This is a genomic window from Mycobacterium gordonae (assembly GCF_001417955.2).
GTDB classification, from domain to species: Bacteria; Actinomycetota; Actinomycetes; order Mycobacteriales; family Mycobacteriaceae; genus Mycobacterium; species Mycobacterium gordonae_B.
Genome location: NZ_LKTM01000372.1, coordinates 19,352 through 36,148, shown reverse-complemented (window position 1 = coordinate 36,148; position 16,797 = coordinate 19,352). Strand labels below are relative to the sequence as shown.

Below are 16,797 nucleotides of genomic sequence, written 5' to 3'. Positions count from 1 at the left end.
GCTGCCGCACAGCCGCGCCAAATCCAACCGGGATTCGTGGAGGAAGTCGCACCAGCCGTGCTCGCCCCGGACAGCGTCGCCCCACAAGATCGGCAGTTTGGTGATCAGCAGCGCGCCAGCATGTCGACGATCATCGGCACCGCTGTCGGTCGCGTCAGCAGTCCCACCAAAATCAAAGCACAGCAACCTATTTCGAACACGCCATCCAGGTCGGCAGCGCTGCGGGAATCCCAGCTTCATGAAACCGGTCGGCGCCGCATGAGTTGACCCGCACGAACTACCGTTGGCCGAAGCGAGTTTTGGCATGCCGGCAGAATTCGTATCAATCTTGATTGATGTAATTTGGTTCTAATGCAGAACGGTACAGCAGCGGCCGACGCCTCACCGCCCGCGTTCTTGCGGTTGGCCGGCGAGCCACTGCGGTGGCGGCTGCTGTCAGAGCTGGCGCGCAGCGACCGGCGGGTAGGCGAGTTGACCGAGTTGGTCGGACAGCCCCAGAGCGCGGTGTCGTACCACCTGGGCCGGCTGCGCGCCGGTGGGCTGGTGTCGATGCGGCGCAGCTCGGCCGACGGTCGCGACAGCTATTACCGCATCGAGCTGGTTCAGTGTGCCCAGCTGCTCGCCGCGACGGGTGCCGCGCTGCATCCGGGTTTGGCTTCCGAGCCTCCGGCGGCTGACATCCGTAGGTCCGCGCCGGTACGGGTGCTGTTCCTGTGCTCCGGCAACAGCAGCCGCTCACAGATCGCCGAGGCCTTGCTGCGTAAGGCCGCCGGGCGGCGCGTGCGAGTGGCCAGCGCCGGCAGCAGCCCGAAACCGGTACACCCCAACACCGTGCGGGTGCTTGGCGAGTACGGCATCGACGCGGCCGGACTGCGCAGCAAGCACCTCGACGAGATGCGCAGGCGGCGATTCGACTGCGTCGTCACGGTGTGCGACAAGGTCCGCGAGATATGCCCGGAGTTTCCCGGCGGTGGGCAGGCCATTCACTGGAGCATTGCGGACCCGGCAGCCGCGGGTGCCGGACGGGCCAGCTATCCCGCTTTCCGCGCGGTGGCCGCAGATCTGCACTCGCGGGTCGGCTATCTCGCCCAAGCCCTGTCACACACGCAGAGAAGGTGATTTGCTCGTGAGTCTCGATGAAGGCCTGGTCAGCGTCCGCTATCTCGTCGACGACGTGGCGGCCGCAGTTGAGTTCACCCCCGCCGGACCGAGATGAGCAGCGGCAGTCGGCGTGACTTCTTGAAGTGGAGCGGCGCCGCGGCCGTGGCAACGATCACGGCGACGGTGGGCTGTTCACGGCCGGCGCCTCCGGCCCCACCCGGGGGCAAGGCCGACTACACGCTGCGAATCGGCACCGGCACCGTTGAGTTGGCCCCCGACCAGATCGTGTCGACCCTGCTCTACAACGGCCAGTTCCCCGGCCCGCTGCTGCGGCTGAAGGAGGGCCAGCGAACCTGGGTGGACATCTACAACGACACCGGCACGCCCGAGCAGCTGCACTGGCATGGCCAGCACGTGGGTGTCGATGTCGACGGCGCCGCCGAGGAGGGCACCCCGTACATTCCGGCACACGGCATGCGGCGCATCTCCTTCGTCCCCGGCCCGGCGGGCTTCCGCTTCTATCACACCCATGTGGTGCCGCGCGCCGATCTCTCCGGAGGTCAGTACAGCGGGCTGGTGGGTCCGGTCTACATCGAACCCAGACAGAATCCGGGCCGCTACGACCAGGAGATCTTCTTGACGCTCAAGGAGTTTGAGCCGGTCTTCAGCCGTGGGGGAGACATGGCCAGCGACTTTCTGGCCGGCGAGCAAGACCCCGACCTCAAGCAGAAAGGCGAATCCGCCATGGACGCGTCGCTGAACCGCGGCGATCCGCATGGCTACGAGGTCAGTTACGGCGCGTTCGCCGTCAACGGACGCATGCTCGGCCACGGCGACCCGGTCCGGGTGCAGAACGGTCAGCGAGTGCTGTTGCATGTGCTCAACGGCAGCGCCACCGAGACCCGCAGCCTGGCCCTGCCCGGGCATGCATTCGAGGTCATCGCCCTGGATGGCAACCCGGTGCCCAACCCCACAACGGTGCCGGTGCTGTGGCTCGGTGCCGCCGAACGGATCTCGGCGATCGTCACGATGGCCAATCCCGGAGTATGGGTGCTCGGTGATCTGTCCGACGACGACCGCGGTCATGGAATGGGCATCGTCGTGGAATACGCCGGGCAGAGCGGGGAGCCGCGGTGGCTGCCACCTGCCGCGTTCACCTGGGACTACCGCCTGTTCGCCGAACCCGGCTCGGCGCCGGGCGTCCCGCCGGATCACACCATCGATCTGCTGATCGAGAAGCGCAACGCCGCCGACAACGGCTTCAACGTCTGGACGTTCAATGGCACGCCGTTCTCCATGGACGGACCGATGCTCGATCTGAAACTGAACCAGCGGTACCGTCTGCGCTTCCGCAACGCCACCGACGACCTGCACCCCATGCATCTGCATCGGCACACCTTCGAGATCACCCGCTTCGCCGGGACACCCACCGGTGGCGTGCGCAAGGACGTCGCCATGCTCGGCGGTTACCAGACCATGGAGGTCGACTTCGTCGCCGACCAACCCGGCCTGTCGCTACTGCACTGCCACCAGCAGATCCACATGGATTACGGCCTCATGTCGCTGCTGAACATCAACTGAACGGAGCTGGCGTAAGTGGGACCCGAGCGTGCCCTGTTCATCTTCGAGGGCGTCGAGGTTGAGCGCGACGGAGTGCGTGCCCTCGACGGGTTCGACGCGGCCGTGCCCGAAGGGGGAGTGACGGCAGTGTTCGGGCCCTCAGGGTCGGGCAAGTCGACGATGCTGCGGCTGTGCAATCGCCTGGAGGTGCCCACCGGTGGCCGGGTGCTGTTCCGGGGAGCGGACATCGCCGATCTGGATCCGTTGCGGCTGCGCCGCGAGGTCGGGATGTGTTTTCAGCGCCCCACCCCGTTTCCCGGCACGGTGGCCGACAACCTGCACGTCGCCGATCCGGAAGCAACGGAGGCGCAGATGGAAGAGGTCCTGGCCCGGGTAGCGCTGACGGGGTCATGGCTGGACCGCGACGCGACCGCGCTCTCCGGAGGGGAGGCGCAGCGAATGTGCTTGGCCCGCACCCTGATTGCCCGGCCCGAGGTGTTGCTGCTGGATGAGCCCACGTCTTCGGAGGACGCCGAGGCCGCCCGGGTGATCGAGCGGGCGGTGCGGGAGTTGGCGGACGCCGGGTTGACCGCGCTGTGGGTCAGCCACAACGCCGAACAGGTGGGACGAATCGCCGACCGGGTGCTGCGCATCGAGCGTGGACGCTGCCTCGGCATCACGTCGGTCTCCGCCGGCCCGGGGCAGGTGTCGCAATGAACGGTCCGGTTTCCTGGGTCGGGTTGGTCATGTCACTGGCGCTGGTGGCCTTCGCTGCTGGGATCTCGCTGTGGCAACGGCTGGGCCTGGAGCGGCAGGTGCTCTGGGCCGCGACTCGTGCCCTGGTCCAGCTGCTGATCGTCGGGGTGGTGCTGGCCTGGCTGTTGCAGCCGGGCCGCTCGCTGTGGTGGTCGTGGGCCTGGACCGCGGGCATGGTTCTCTACGCCGGGGACGTCGCCCGCCGCCGCGTCCCTGAGGTGCCCCGGCTGGGCAGGCTTGCCATCGTCGCGTTCGCCGCTGCCGCGGTGGTCACGCTGGGAGTGGTGTTCGGACTGCGGGTCTTTCCGTTGCAGAGCCGCACCCTGGTACCGATCGTCGGCATGATGATCGGCAACTCGATGACCGCCGTGGTGCTGGTGGCCCGGCGTCTGGTCGACGAGCTGCGCGACAAACGCGACGAGGTCGAGGCCCGGCTCGCACTCGGCCAGCCGTCGCGCCAGGCCGCCACTCCCTATGTCCGCGTCGCCCTGCGCTCCGCGCTCACCCCGCAGATCGAGTCGACCAAAGCCACCGGGCTGGTCTTCCTGCCCGGTGCGATGACCGGTCTCATCCTTGCCGGTGTGCCGCCGCTGCAGGCCGTCCTGGTGCAGGCGGTGGTCATGTTTCTCGTCCTCGGCTCGACCGCGACCACCACCGTCGTCATCGCACTGGGGCTGCTGCGCCAGATATTCACGTCCGACCATCGGCTGCGTCCGCTGCCCCGACGCCCGGAGGTCACCTCGTCGCGCAGGCGCGGCAATCGTTCGGCGGCTTGACCTTTGATCAGGGACTGGGGAAGGGAGTGCCAGTCAGGATCGAATCCCCCGCCAGTGCGAAGCTTGCCAGTCCCAACCCCGCCAGGAACGGGAGCAACCCCATGTTCGCGGCGATCGGGTTACCGATCGCGTTCATCAGTCCTTCGACGGGCTGGCCGTTGACCATCTGAATCAGACCGTCCAAGAACAGGTTGTAGTCATAGGACGGCAACGAGATCAGCGCGGCAGTGGCGATATCCGCGGTCGGGAGCAGCGTCGAGTACGCGGTTGAGAGCGCCGTTGTCGACGACCCGACGAATTGGCTGTTCGCGGATTGTATTTCGCGCAGCAAGTCGGTGACGCTGGGCACCGTAAGCGTGCCGGGCCCTTCGGAGAACGACGAAAGCGCATCCGGAAAGGACGGCAGCGCAGGCAAAGTGGGCGGTGTGGACAGGTGCGCGGCTCCGGCGGTTACCGCCTCCTGAAATCCGTTGACCAGGGCCGGTCCGAGGGCGATGGTGGTCTCGGGTGGGGGCAGGAACCCGAACGGTGTGGGCACATTGGCGGGTCCGGTGGACCAGCCGTAGTTCGGGTCGCCGTAGCCCCAGTTGACCAGGGGGCGCAGAATCGGTTGCAGGACATCGGCAATGGGATCCCCGACGATCGGTAGGTAACGCAGGGGCTCCAGCAGCGGCAGGTTCTGGGTCGGGATCATGTAGTAGGTGGTTGTGGTCGGCCCCTGCGTCGGCAGGACCACGGCGGAGGCGAGTTGCGCGGCCGTGAGGCTGTCGTATCCACCGTGCACGGTCACCATGCCGAACAGCGCGTTCAGGGTCGACAGGGGATTGATCGGGTATCGCGGAAAGTCGGCCCAGCCGTCGTATTCGATCGTGTACGCCGTGGTGGGGAAAGAATTGCTCGGTGCTGCGCCCAGGGCCGTGAAGCCCAGACTCGGAAAATTCAGGCCGGGGAAGCGGGCGTCCCAACCTCCGTTCGGATTCATCGAATTTCCCAGCAGCACAAAGTTTATCGGCAGTGAGCTCGGCGACCCGGTGGGGTTCAGCTGCTGCATCGCCAACGAGGCGACGTTGGCGCTCTGCGAATAGCCGACCACATTCACGGTCATTCCAGCGGCGAGTTGCTCGCGGATTGTGGTGGTGAGTATGTCGACGCCGCGGGCTATCGACACATCCGAGGTCAGATCCTTGATTCCGCTGTCGGGATACTCGCCCGCCGGAAGGTAGAGCGCTCGCACGAGCCCGGCGGGGAAGTTGGGCGTGACGTACCTGCTGACGACGTTGGCGACGAATTCTGGCGATGGGATGGGTGTTCCGCTGCCGTCCATGACCAAGGTGACGTACGGGCCGGTGGCAAGGGCGTAGGTCAGTGCGGTCGGGCTTCCGGTCAGCGGCGCGGCGAGCGCACTCAGGTTGGCGGCCTCCGCGCTGACGTAGGAATTCCCGGCCGCGCCCAGCAGCTGGGCGAATTGGTCATGAAAAGCTGCGGCCTGCGCCATGGCCGCCTGGCCCTGCCTGGCGAAGGCGTTGAACAGCCCGGTGATCGCTTCTGATACTTCGTCGGCCGCCATAGCCGCCATGTCCGTTGTCGCCCGCGCCGCCGCATCGGTGGCATCGCTGATCGCCGTGCGTATGGACGCCACGTCCGCGGCCGCGGACGCCAGGATCTGCGGCTGTGTCTGCACATGTGTCACTTGGTCGTCTCCCCCACCACAAGCACACTGCCACGTCTGGGGTGTCTCAAGCCGGTGTATCGGCGGTTACCTAAGCTACATCCAGCCAATTCTCAGCTGGCACAAAGCAACACGAAGAGAAACCGGCTTGTTCGGTTTATCGATATCCGCTTCGTATGCGGGATTTAAAACCGGCACCGCGCCATGCAATCAACCGTTTTTGATCGCGGCTATTGATCGCAATGAGCAGGCGGTGATTCAGCTTGCCATCGGCCCGGGCCACGCGCCGATACGCGCAGTGGAATACGGGTCGGAGTCTCGCACCGTGATCCAAGATCGTTCGTACTCGGGCATCCTCGTGAAGGCCACCCGCCCAATTGCCTGGTTGCCGGTTTGGGCCTCGCTCGGACAGCAGAACGCGCATAGGGCGTGTTGCAGGGTGGGGTAGCCGCACGCGGGGCAGATGCAGGTGGTCATGTGCGGGAACTCCTCGAACGGTGTGGACGGACAAGTCGCGGTCTACCCCGGTGTCGGGGCGGGTAAACCCTGCTGTGGCAAGCATCAAAGGCAGTCGGCGGATACACCCAAAAGGGTGGTTATAAGCCTGCAGAATCCGGGAACCCGCACCTCAGCGGCGCCCGCTCGGGGCGCCCTTAGGTCAGGAGACTGAAATGGTCGGAACAATTGTCTTGGCTCTTGTTGTCGGCGCAATCATCGGTGTGGTGGCACGAGTCGTCATGCCGGGTAAGCAAAATGTCGGCATGATCGTGACGGTTCTGCTCGGCGCCGCGGGCGGATTACTCGGATCGGCTATCGCAAGCCATTTCGGATACTCCAATGCCAACGGCGGAATAGCTTGGATTCCGTTCTTTATCGGCGTGGGTCTGGCAGTCATCTTCATCGCGGTTTACGAAGCGGTCACCGGTCGCCGCACCCGGACCGGGACGCTGCGCTGACCCTCGCCGCAAAACCCGGTCCCTGTCGATGGGCTTCCTTTCTCGACAGGGACCCGGGTCGAGGGTGAAGGAGAACCAGACCTCGGCGACGGCGCGAGCAACGGCGTCGTCGCCGAGGTCAGGGTCGTACGTGTGAAGGAGAGCCATTCGGCTGCCACGGCCCCGGAGACATCGCCGGCGCAAAGCCGCCGCCAGGGCAGCTTCAGATTGTCGTGATCGGCTGGGGACGCAAAGGTCAACTGGCCAGCGGACCAGACCAAGCGTCGGTAGTGGCAGGTGTGGTGTAGCTGTAGCCCGAGAATGCCGATGGCAGTGAGCGAGAATTCGCGGCAACGTCACCCGGCTGGCAGAACGCGCACAGTGCGGGGCTCAGCGTGGGGTATCCGCACGCGGGGCAAACGTTGGTGCTCACCAGCCGTGGCCCTCTCTCTAGACGTGTGTTGAACGATGCCACCGTATTACCCCGGTGAGGTAAGTCCAAACGCCTCGACACACCCGCATTTCACAATGATATTGCTATATCACTATTGATTATCGATTTGTCGCAGAGTGGCCCGATGCCCCGGCCCGCCGGTTCGATCTCATGCCTGTTCCAGTCGGCTCGGTCGCCGGTTCCACGTCGACATCCAGGCGATCGACATATGAATCATCGGCTTTGTTGGCTTCGCCTATGTAAAAACGGGATTCGAGGCGTCCTTGGTAGTACCGCGTCTCGGTCGCGCCAACAGATCCGTCTGGCAACCGAATTGACACATTTGAAATCTCTGCGTCTTCTTTGAAAGCCGAGGGCCGGCCTCGGCCACGCGGGCCTCGATCTCAACTTCGTTTTCTGGCAGATGGTTTCGCGCATCAGTGATCGCAGCACGATCGACCGCCACAGTCGCCGCGATCAGCAGCATCGGTCAAAAGTGCTGGTTGACAGCATCTTTGGTCTCGCGAGTGGGAAGAGCCTCCTGAACAGGGGTCAGTGTTTCAGATCAACACGATCGTATGAATAGGGCCGGTGCCGCCAGTGCGCTGCCCCGACGCCGCCGTCAAGACCACTGGCGCCATCCTGGCGGGGTATCCGCCGGTCCACTGGCCGGCGGCGAAAACGGCTGTACAAGAGCGTAATTGAGTTCACCTGTGCAGGGCTGGGCGGGTCGATCCGGTGCGCTGAAAGTGCGCCTGAACGCCGTAGGGCAGGGGCCCGGCCGACACCGCCGTTCCGGAACGCAGCCGGATCTGCCAGCGCCAGTGGTCGCTTCGCTTGTGCCAGCATCGTTGGCAGGACACCGTCGCCAGAGTGACATCGCGACTAGTTCACCCGGCCTACGGAGTCTTCTGGCAACGCCCGCATCGTTCGGGTTCATCGGCGTCCAAAGGAGGAATCGTGTCATTTGTCACCGTCGCGCCGGAGTTGATTACTGAGGCCGGTGCCAGTCTGCAGAGCATCGATGACACCGTGAGTGCCGGGCTGGCGTTCGCGGCTGCGCCGACGACCGGCGTCGTACCGCCGGCCGTTGACCCGGTATCCACGCTCACCACTGCGTTGTTCGCGGGCTATGCCAGCGCCTACCAGGCGGTGGCCGCCGAAGCTGCCGCTGTTCAGGAGCAGTTCGTCGCCACCATCGCGGCGAGCGCGGAGTCGTATTCGACCGCCGAGGCGGTCAACGACGCCTTGACGTCGCTGGACACCGAACTGACCAGGATCGCGCAGACATTCATCACCGGGACCATCAACGCCCCACCCATTTCCTACTTGAGTGCGCTCATCCCCTACCTGCTCGGGATCAACGTCACGGCGACCGGGGTGGCGTCGGCCCCGGCGCCTGCCGCCCCCGCGCTGGCCAGTAGCGAGAGCCCCGTAGCGGAACCGGCGGTCGCGGCCGGACTGGGGTCGGTCACCAGTCGGTCAGTGCCGGTTACATTAGCCAAAGTCACTGCGGTCGAACAGAGTTGGGCCGCGATTGGCCCGCAGGCTGCGGTGAACCCTGTCCTTTCCACGTCGCTCGGCAGCGGGACGACCGCGGCCTTCAGTGCCGAGGAAGGTGCTGCACCGATCCCGGGATTCCCGGTAAGCGGTCAGGGCGGGCTGCACGACGAGGGTGACGGTGAACCGCGGTTCGCGGTTCGCAGGACCGTGATGGCGCGTTCGCCGATCGGCGGATAGGAGAGATGGTGGACTTCGCGTTGATACCGCCGGAGATCAATTCGGCCAGAATGTATTCGGGTCCCGGGGCCGGCCCCCTACTGGCCGGCGCGGCCGCCTGGGACGGATTGGCCGCTGAGTTCACCGCATCCGCGTCCGCCTATCAGGCGGTGGTCGCCGAGCTCACCTCCGGGTCCTGGCAGGGACCGTCGTCGATCGCGATGGCGGCAGCGGCGGAACGCCATGTTTCTTGGATGACGGCTGCCGCGACCCGGGCCGAGGAGGTGGCTGTCCAGGCGAAGAACGCGGTAGCGGCGTATGAGGCCGCGTTCGCGATGACTGTCCCCCCGCCCGAGATCGCGGTCAATCGCACGCTTTTGATGACGTTGATCGCCACGAACATCCTCGGTCAGAACACCGCGGCGATAGCGGCGACCGAGGCGCAGTACGTCGAGATGTGGGTGCAGGATGCCACGGCGATGTACGGCTATGCCGGCGCCGCGGCGGCCGCCTCCACGCTGACCCCTCTCACCCTCGAGGAACTCAACAGCAATCTGGCGGGCCTGCGCAGTAGGTTGCCGGGGCTGGTGCAGTTCGCTGTCACCACGGCCGAACGGCGGCTCTCGACGTTGATCTCCGCGGTTCCCAACGCACTTCAGTCACTGGCATCGGCGACCACGCCCGGAGATGTGCTCGCGGTGCAGGCCGGACTCCTGACCACCTTCGCCGGTCCCAACCTGTTCGGTTACCCGGTCGGCTTCGCGCCGGCCATTTCGACCCTGGCATCGGTGAACACGTTCAAAGCCGCGGGAACCAAGTTCTTTCCCGCCGCCAAGGCACCGGCACCGGCTGCGGGGGCCGGGCTTGGTGCTCAAGGTGGGGGGAAGTTGCTGTCGGCCGGGGCCGCGGAGACCCGGGCCGGTATCGGGGTGCAGGCGCAGATGGGCCGGGCATTCACCACGGCGGGGCTGTCCGTGCCGTCGGGTTGGCCGGCTTCGACTCCCTTCGTGCGCCCCGCCGCCGTCGCGTTGAGTACTCCGCTGGTTCTGGCCGACGGATCGGGGACTCTGCTCAGCGAACTCGGCATGGCGGCCCTGGCCGGACGTGCGGTCGGCCGCGTCGCATCGGGATATGCGGCCCGCGCCACTGCGCCGTCGCGGTCCTCCGCCGATGCTCCACCGGGCACTCCTGAATCGCTCGAGGAGTTGCACGCGGCGATTGTCAGCGAGGTGCTTGCCGCCGCGGACTACTGGGGAGGGTTCGGTTCCCGCGCCTGCCAGGACTTCATCATGAAGCTCGGCTTCAACTTCCAGGTGATCTACGATCACATCGAAAAGCAAGGCGCGGCAACACGAGTCGACGACAAGGCGGCCGCCCGCCACGACACTGGATAACGCGGGTCTCAGTCCCGATAGGCAGGCAGGTTCTCCGCGAGCTCGGCGAACACCGCCTGGTTGAGGCTGAAGGCGACACGGACCTCGTCCACCGCGCGATCGATGGCGTCATCCCCGAGTCCGAGATCATCGAGCCTTGCCCGGTAGGCGTCCTTGTAGGGCTTCGGCCGCACCGGGAAGTCGAAGAAGGCCAAGCCTGCTCCGTCGAGTTCGAACGTGCGGTCCAGAATCTTGCCGATCGCCTGTCCGCCGGAAAGGTCGCCGAGGTAGCGGGTGTAGTGATGCGCCACCAGCGCGCCGCCCCAGGAAGCTCCGGCAAGCCGGTCCCGATACATACGCGCCGCGGGGGATTCGACCTGGCGCGCGGCGCCGGGTGCCCAGTAGTCCAGGTCGGCGTCGATGGCCGTCAGTCGCTCCAGAGACGGGTCGTAGACGGCGGCCACCAACGGATCGTCGCGGCGGGCCCGCACCGCGGTCTCCAATGCCTCGTAGATCACCCGCAGCCGCAACAGGTAATCGGCGTAACCGCGGCGGTTGACCCGGCCGGACAGCAATTCGGACACAAACGGGGAGTTCTCAGCCGCCTCGTGCTCGGCCGTCGACCCTTCCTTCATCGCAACGGAGAAGGCGCGGACGGCCTCGGCGGTTTTCCGTCGCATCTCGGCTCCACATCCCGGTACATCACGGTCAAAGGTTTTGACAACCTGTCAGAAACTTACCACAGGTCTCCCGGCCCCGCTCGTCCTACGGTGTCCTACCGAGTGCCCGCAGCACAAATTGCTCGATCGTCGCAGTCGGGAGGTCTCGCGGACCCAGGCAGGCATGGATCAGCGAGATGGTGGCGTCCTGATCCTCGATGACGAACTGGCCGCCGGCCACGCCGTCGGTCAGAATTTCGCGCAGCACATCCTCGATAGCAAGCACGTGCTCCCGGATGGCGTGCATGGCGTCGTGCGACAGAGCTCCGTAGAGCCGCGGCCCCAGTCCCATATGGAACTGCTCGCCGGCATTGAGCTGATGCCTGATGTAGATGGCCAGGCGCTCCACCGGGTCGTCGACTCCGGACAGTTCAGCTCGCAGGCCCTCGATGTAGCGGCTGGTCTCGTGCGAAGCGAATGCGACCACCACGGCGTCTTTGTCGGCGAAGTGGTGATAGATGGCGGTGCGGCCGATGTCGGCCGCTGCGGCGAGCTTGGCCATGGTGATGGCGTCGAAGCTGTGCTGTGCCATCAGGCTGGCGAACGCTTCGAAGACACGTCGCTGTACCTGCTCGCGGTGCTCCTCCACGGACGAAGCGCTGATCTTGGGCACGCGGCGACTCTAACCCCAACGTAGGAGCCCCGACGTAGGATGGACAGCGGCAACGAACAGCAGGGGACAGGGGCGGGTGCGCTCGCCCGGGGAATCGTCGCAGTCAATGCGTCGCCGACCGCGGATTGCAGTCCGCACAGAACGGCTTGTGATGACGTCATCGATGATGAGGCCACTACGAGGCCTGCTTTCCGGCTGCGCGCTCCTGGTGGTCGCAGCGTGTTCGCACGGCGGCACATCGGCTCACCCCGACACCCCGGCTGTCTCTCGTGCCGATTCGCTGATCGTCAGCATCGAAGAAGTCCGCCGCATCGCCAACTACGAGGAACTTACCGCGCATTCGCACGCGGATCTACGGCAGCCGCCGGCAGGAGACATCAATGCGCCGGGGCCGTGCCGGGCCGCGGGAATCAGCGACGTCACATTCGGTACCGGTTGGTCGGAGTTCCGCAGCGCGGGCTATCACGGCATCACCGACGACCTGAAGCCCGGCGGGCCCGCCATGATTCAGACCGTCAGTCAGGCCGTCGCCGTCTATCCCGACTCGAGCACCGCCCGCGGAGTTCTGCACCAGCTCGATAACTCGCTGCAGGCGTGTGCCGCACTGGGTGACCCGCGCTACGACTTCACCATCGACCGGCCGGATTCGGGGACCGTGCGGATCAATGCCCGCGCGTGGAGCCACATCTACCGCGAGAAGTCGGCGGTGTTGATGTCGGTGGGGGTGTTGGGACTCGAACCGGCCGACCAGATCGCCCGGACCATTCTGCAGACGGCCACCGAGCGCATCGACTAGTTCAACACCGGCACCAACAGCCGCGACGACGAGCGGACGGTGTTGCGGCTACTGGTGCCGACGCTCGCGTGACGGAAGCCCATGATCGCCGGGATCGACGGGTCCTGGTCGTCGCTGGTGAGCACCAGCCGGATGCGGTGGCCTGACTGGAACCGTCGAGCGTTGGGAACCAACGGGATTCGATACTCCACGTCCTGGCCGATCGGCACCGCCTGCGGGTTTCGGCACGGCAGCACCGGAGCGCCGGGACGGCTGGCCGCCTCGTCGACCTCTCGCAGACTGGCGCGCAGCCACCCCGCTGTCACGTCGGTGACCTCACCGTCGGGTGCCACGTCCTGCAACGTCACCATCCAGGCGGTGTCCATGGCCGTTGCGGAAGCGACCAGGCGCAGTTCGATGTCCCCGACCATATCCAGCTCGTCGGTGAGTGGGGCGCTGGTCCAGTCCAGCAGCGCGGGTGGGTCGATCGCACTGGGCTTGGCGCGACCCAGCCCGGAACCCAGGACCAGGTAGTCACGCGAGCCCGGCTCGCCTTCGTCCTCACCGAGGGCCCCGTCGGCGCACAGCGCGAACTCCCGGTGCGTGGCTTCCGGCGGCGGCCAGGACTCGGCGGTCCGCCACTCGCCGCCCTCGGGCAGGAAGTAGCGGACGGGCGGACCTTCGACGATGCCGGTGTCGCGGCCCTTCAGCCAATGGTCGTACCAGGCCAGCGCTTCGGTGTGCATGCTTTCCCACGGCCAGGTCAAACCGAATTTGTCCAGCATGCCCATCCGCACGCAGGCGTTGTCCGACAACCCTTTCCACGCGGCGAACGTGGATGGCAGGTGCAGCGGCACGTTTTCCCAGTCGCACCCCAGATACACCGGGATGTCGATCTCCTTGAGCAACGGCAACAGGTTTCGCTCATCCCACCACTCGTCGTGAGTGGGGTGGTTGACCGCCGCGTCGAGCCACAGCTCATCCCATGGGTGAGGGTTGTGCGGCAGCTTGATCAGCTGGCGCAACATGGTGACCGCGGACTCGCCGTTCATCGTGGCGAACTTCTTGTGTAGCCGCGGGGTGTGCAGCACCCGGCGGACCAGGCTCACCGGCAGGCTGCGCCACAGCTTGTCGCTGCGTTCGGCGGTCAGGCCGGTCATCGCCAGAAACGGGGTGACGAAGGACGAGCTGAACAGGCCGTGGTGGCTGGCGGCTTCGTAGAGGTCCGCCGTCACAGCGACCGGGAAGATCGCCTTGAGGTGCGGTGGTCGCTCGACGGCGGCCTCGAGCTGAGACATCGCGAAGTAGCTGATGCCGATCATGCCGACGTTTCCGTCGCACCACGGCTGGGCGGCGACCCACTCGACGAGGTCGTACATGTCCCGGCGCTCCTGCGCGTCGAGGAAGCCGAAAGTTCCGCCGGAGCCGCAGGTGCCGCGCAGGTTGGCGATCACGTGCGCGTAACCGCGCGGAACCCAGAAGTCGGTGACGCCGGCTTCGATGAACCCCGCCGGGGCGCCGAAGTCCTGCATCTGGCGCGGGTACGGCGACGCCGCGAGCAGTGCGGGGAACCGGCCCTGCGCGTCGGGCCGGTGGACGTCGGCCAGCAGCGTGACGCCGTCCCGCATGGTGGCCGGCAGGTTGTTCTCGCTGCGGCGGCGGTGCCGCGGCTCGCTGAGGTTGCGGTATTCGCGGCCGGTGGTCTGGGGCCCGTTCAGCGCCTTCGCCATAGTTTCACGCTACGTTGAAATTAATCTCAACGCAAGAGGAAATTCGTGCGCGAGGTTCCGCGGCGGGCGTGGCGCTGCCCGGTGCCCCGCGACGGACCGGGAGAATGGCGTGATGCGTTGCCGGAAGCCTCTGCTGGTGGTGATGGCCGCGGCCGCGCTCGTCGCGCCGTTGAGTGCTTGCCAGGCCGAGCGCTCGGCGTCCATGCCTGTGCGACCGGTCAATACGACTGCCCCGTCCGGTCCCGGCGTGCCGCCGCTGAGCCAGGAGGCGCATGCAGCCGAGTTCGTCGACGTCCGGTCCGTGGTCCCGGACGCGCTCATCGACCTGCGATACGCGACGACGAACAACTTCACCAGGACGCAGTTGTATCCCGCCGATGCGCGCTGCCTGGTGCACCAGTCCATGGCGCCCGGTTTGACGGCGGCGGCCAGTGCACTGCGGGCGCAGGGTCACGTGCTGGTGTTCTGGGACTGCTACCGGCCGCATGACGTCCAGGTGAAGATGTTCCAGATCGTTCCGAACCCGGCCTGGGTGGCACGGCCCGGTCCCTACGCGACCAGTCACGAAGCGGGACGTTCGGTTGATGTCACCTACGCCGGCGGGCGACCACAATGCCCGGCGCAACAGCTGGTCAGCGGAATCTGCCTGGCCGACATGGGCACCGACTTCGACGACTTCACCGCGCGCGCAACCGCTTTCGCCACCCAGGACGTCAGCGTCGAAGCGCAGGCCAACCGAAAGCGATTGCGCGACGCGATGAACTACGGGGGGCTGAACGTCTATTCCGGCGAGTGGTGGCATTTCGACGGTCCCGGCGCCGGTGTGCAACGCCCAATCCTGAATGTGCCGCTCGACTAGTTGTCTCATATTATGAGACATATGTCTCGATATATGAATTCGCACGCTAAACTGGGCCGCTATGAGCGAGCATCACCAAGCCGTCTACACCCATGGGCATCACGAGTCGGTGCTGCGGAGCCATCGGCGGCGGACCGCGCAGGATTCTGCGGGCTACCTGCTGCCGCATCTGCGACCGGGGCTGTCACTGCTCGATATCGGTTGCGGCCCAGGAACGATCACCGTGGACCTGGCCACCCGGGTGGCACCCGGTGGATCGGTGACGGCCGTCGAACGCACCGACGACGCGCTGGACCTCGCGCGTGAGGAGGCGCGGCGACGCGACGTATCGAACGTCTCATTCGTCACCTCCGACGTGCACGCGCTCGACTTTGCCGACGACACCTTCGACGTCGTCCACGCGCACCAAGTGCTGCAGCACGTGGCCGATCCGGTGCAGGCGCTGCGCGAGATGCGACGGGTCTGCGTGCCGGGCGGTGTGGTGGCGGTTCGCGATGCCGACTACGCCGGGTTCGTCTGGTTTCCGCGCATACCGGTGCTGGACCGCTGGCTCGAGTTGTACGAGGCGGCGGCGCGTGCGAACGGCGGCGAACCGAACGCGGGCCGACGCCTGTTGTCCTGGGCGCAGCAGGCAGGCTTCGGCGACATCACCCCGACCGCCGGCATGTGGTGCTTCGCGACGCCGGAGACCCGGGAGTGGTGGGGTGGAATGTGGGCCGATCGAATACTGCAATCGGACCTGGCGCGTCAGCTGGTGAACACGGGCATGGCGGATACCGATGAGCTAGAGGCGATTTCGGCGGCCTGGCGAGAGTGGGCCGAGACACCCGACGGTTGGCTGGGGATCCCCAATGGTGAGATCCTCTGCCGCGCCTAGGTTTTGACGGCTCTACCGGGACAGCTTGCTGCGGGCGAAGTCAGCGGCCTGGTTGGCCATCCCGTTGTCCCGGTAGGAGCTGTGCGCGGCGCGGTCGCGCCCGCCGGGCGCGCACACCGGATCCCCGTCGGCGCACAATTGCAGTGTCTTGGCGGCGTACAGAGGGCCGATGTTGATGGGTGGCGCGCTGCGGTCGACCAGGTGCAGGAACCCGTCCGAGGGGGGAGCGAAGAGCACCACGGCCGCGACCTTGGAGGCCACGCCGGGCGGCATGGGCCCGATCCCGTCGGGCAGGGCAACGCCGTCGGGAACGGAATCGGTGGTGGTGTAGGCCGCGACGGCCGCTCCCTGGGAGTAGCCACCCAGGACGATCTTGGTGTTAGGGCAGTTGGTCGCGGTGGCCTCGACCTTGCTGCTGGCGTCGGCGACACCGTCGACCGCTCGGCCGAAGTCGAGTGACGCCGGGTAGTTGACCGGGTCGACGCCCACCGTCCTACCGGCCAGGCGCGCGTTGAGGGCGTCGACGAACGCCTGACCCGTGGCGCCGACGCCGGGCGCCTCGAATGTTCCGCGCGCGAAGACTACGTCGACGTCGGGACAACCGGGATCGGCGGACGCTCGCGGCGCGGCCCCCAGTGATCCGACCAGGGCCACCACGGACATGACGACCGCGGCCAGCCACGGCGCCACCCGGGGTGACGATGGGACGGGCAATCTGCTGCAGCTCAAGGTCGGCTCTTTTCGTCGGGCGAGGGGGTACCGCCGATTACGAACCTGTGGCGGGGGCAGTTTGTTCCGGCTTGGTCGTTTGTTCCGCCGTCCGGGCCCGTCTTCTTCAGGCGCGTGCTGAGCCTAAATCACGCTGCGGCCCGCCGCAGTTCGCGCGACGGGCCCGCCACCGG

At 66.4% G+C, this 16,797-nt stretch carries 16 protein-coding genes; 10 read left to right on the top strand and 6 right to left on the bottom strand.

Annotated features, from left to right (window positions below; all coding sequences use genetic code 11):
• Window positions 1-104 precede the first annotated feature (104 nt).
• Window positions 105-167 (bottom strand): hypothetical protein, encoded by a 63-nt coding sequence (locus tag AO501_RS40575; protein ID WP_331457995.1) that lies wholly within the window; start codon window positions 165-167, stop codon window positions 105-107.
• Window positions 168-351: 184 nt separating this feature from the next.
• Between AO501_RS40575 and AO501_RS30950 the strand changes: the two genes are divergently transcribed.
• From AO501_RS30950 to AO501_RS30935, 4 genes are all read left to right on the top strand, one after another.
• Entirely contained in the window at window positions 352-1,119 is a 768-nt protein-coding gene (locus AO501_RS30950) for an ArsR family transcriptional regulator (RefSeq protein ID WP_055581398.1), read from the top strand.
• Between the two features lie 93 nt (window positions 1,120-1,212).
• Window positions 1,213-2,682 (top strand): multicopper oxidase family protein, encoded by a 1,470-nt coding sequence (locus AO501_RS30945; protein WP_055581397.1) that lies wholly within the window; start codon window positions 1,213-1,215, stop codon window positions 2,680-2,682.
• A gap of 15 nt (window positions 2,683-2,697) precedes the next feature.
• Window positions 2,698-3,378, top strand: coding sequence for a phosphate ABC transporter ATP-binding protein (locus tag AO501_RS30940; protein ID WP_055581396.1), 681 nt, complete (start codon window positions 2,698-2,700; stop codon window positions 3,376-3,378).
• On the top strand, window positions 3,375-4,193 hold the full coding sequence (locus AO501_RS30935) for an ABC transporter permease (protein ID WP_055581395.1): 819 nt from the start codon (window positions 3,375-3,377) through the stop codon (window positions 4,191-4,193). Before AO501_RS30940 ends, AO501_RS30935 begins: the two co-directional genes overlap by 4 nt.
• Window positions 4,194-4,200: 7 nt before the next feature.
• On the opposite strand, the gene AO501_RS30930 is transcribed toward AO501_RS30935, so the two are convergent.
• Window positions 4,201-5,883 carry a PE family protein gene (locus tag AO501_RS30930; protein WP_055581394.1) on the bottom strand — a complete coding sequence of 561 codons (1,683 nt, stop codon included), beginning with the start codon at window positions 5,881-5,883 and terminating at the stop codon, window positions 4,201-4,203.
• Between the two features lie 650 nt (window positions 5,884-6,533).
• On the opposite strand from AO501_RS30930, the gene AO501_RS30920 reads away from it, so the two are divergent.
• From AO501_RS30920 to AO501_RS40875, 3 genes are all read left to right on the top strand, one after another.
• Window positions 6,534-6,818 (top strand): GlsB/YeaQ/YmgE family stress response membrane protein, encoded by a 285-nt coding sequence (locus AO501_RS30920; protein ID WP_055581392.1) that lies wholly within the window; start codon window positions 6,534-6,536, stop codon window positions 6,816-6,818.
• A 1,372-nt stretch (window positions 6,819-8,190) separates the two neighbouring features.
• Entirely contained in the window at window positions 8,191-8,970 is a 780-nt protein-coding gene (locus AO501_RS40425) for a PE family protein (protein WP_063892962.1), read from the top strand.
• Window positions 8,971-8,978: 8 nt separating this feature from the next.
• Entirely contained in the window at window positions 8,979-10,343 is a 1,365-nt protein-coding gene (locus AO501_RS40875) for a PPE family protein (protein WP_156452877.1), read from the top strand.
• An 8-nt stretch (window positions 10,344-10,351) separates the two neighbouring features.
• Here the strand turns inward: AO501_RS40875 and AO501_RS30905 are convergent, their stop codons facing one another.
• Window positions 10,352-11,002, bottom strand: coding sequence for a heme oxygenase (biliverdin-producing) (locus AO501_RS30905; RefSeq protein ID WP_055581390.1), 651 nt, complete (start codon window positions 11,000-11,002; stop codon window positions 10,352-10,354).
• Window positions 11,003-11,087: 85 nt separating this feature from the next.
• A complete protein-coding gene (locus AO501_RS30900; protein WP_055581389.1) occupies window positions 11,088-11,654 on the bottom strand; it encodes a TetR/AcrR family transcriptional regulator in 567 nt (188 codons plus the stop codon).
• A gap of 163 nt (window positions 11,655-11,817) precedes the next feature.
• Between AO501_RS30900 and AO501_RS30895 the strand changes: the two genes are divergently transcribed.
• On the top strand, window positions 11,818-12,450 hold the full coding sequence (locus AO501_RS30895) for a sensor domain-containing protein (protein WP_055581526.1): 633 nt from the start codon (window positions 11,818-11,820) through the stop codon (window positions 12,448-12,450).
• Here the strand turns inward: AO501_RS30895 and AO501_RS30890 are convergent.
• Entirely contained in the window at window positions 12,447-14,159 is a 1,713-nt protein-coding gene (locus tag AO501_RS30890) for a CocE/NonD family hydrolase (protein WP_055581388.1), read from the bottom strand. The genes AO501_RS30895 and AO501_RS30890 overlap by 4 nt on opposite strands.
• A gap of 112 nt (window positions 14,160-14,271) precedes the next feature.
• Between AO501_RS30890 and AO501_RS30885 the strand changes: the two genes are divergently transcribed.
• Window positions 14,272-15,018 (top strand): M15 family metallopeptidase, encoded by a 747-nt coding sequence (locus tag AO501_RS30885; protein WP_197419982.1) that lies wholly within the window; start codon window positions 14,272-14,274, stop codon window positions 15,016-15,018.
• Between the two features lie 61 nt (window positions 15,019-15,079).
• Window positions 15,080-15,895, top strand: coding sequence for a class I SAM-dependent methyltransferase (locus AO501_RS30880; RefSeq protein WP_055581387.1), 816 nt, complete (start codon window positions 15,080-15,082; stop codon window positions 15,893-15,895).
• Between the two features lie 12 nt (window positions 15,896-15,907).
• Here AO501_RS30880 and AO501_RS30875 read toward each other — a convergent pair whose 3' ends face one another.
• On the bottom strand, window positions 15,908-16,558 hold the full coding sequence (locus AO501_RS30875; RefSeq protein ID WP_055581524.1) for a cutinase family protein: 651 nt from the start codon (window positions 16,556-16,558) through the stop codon (window positions 15,908-15,910).
• Window positions 16,559-16,797 lie beyond the last annotated feature (239 nt).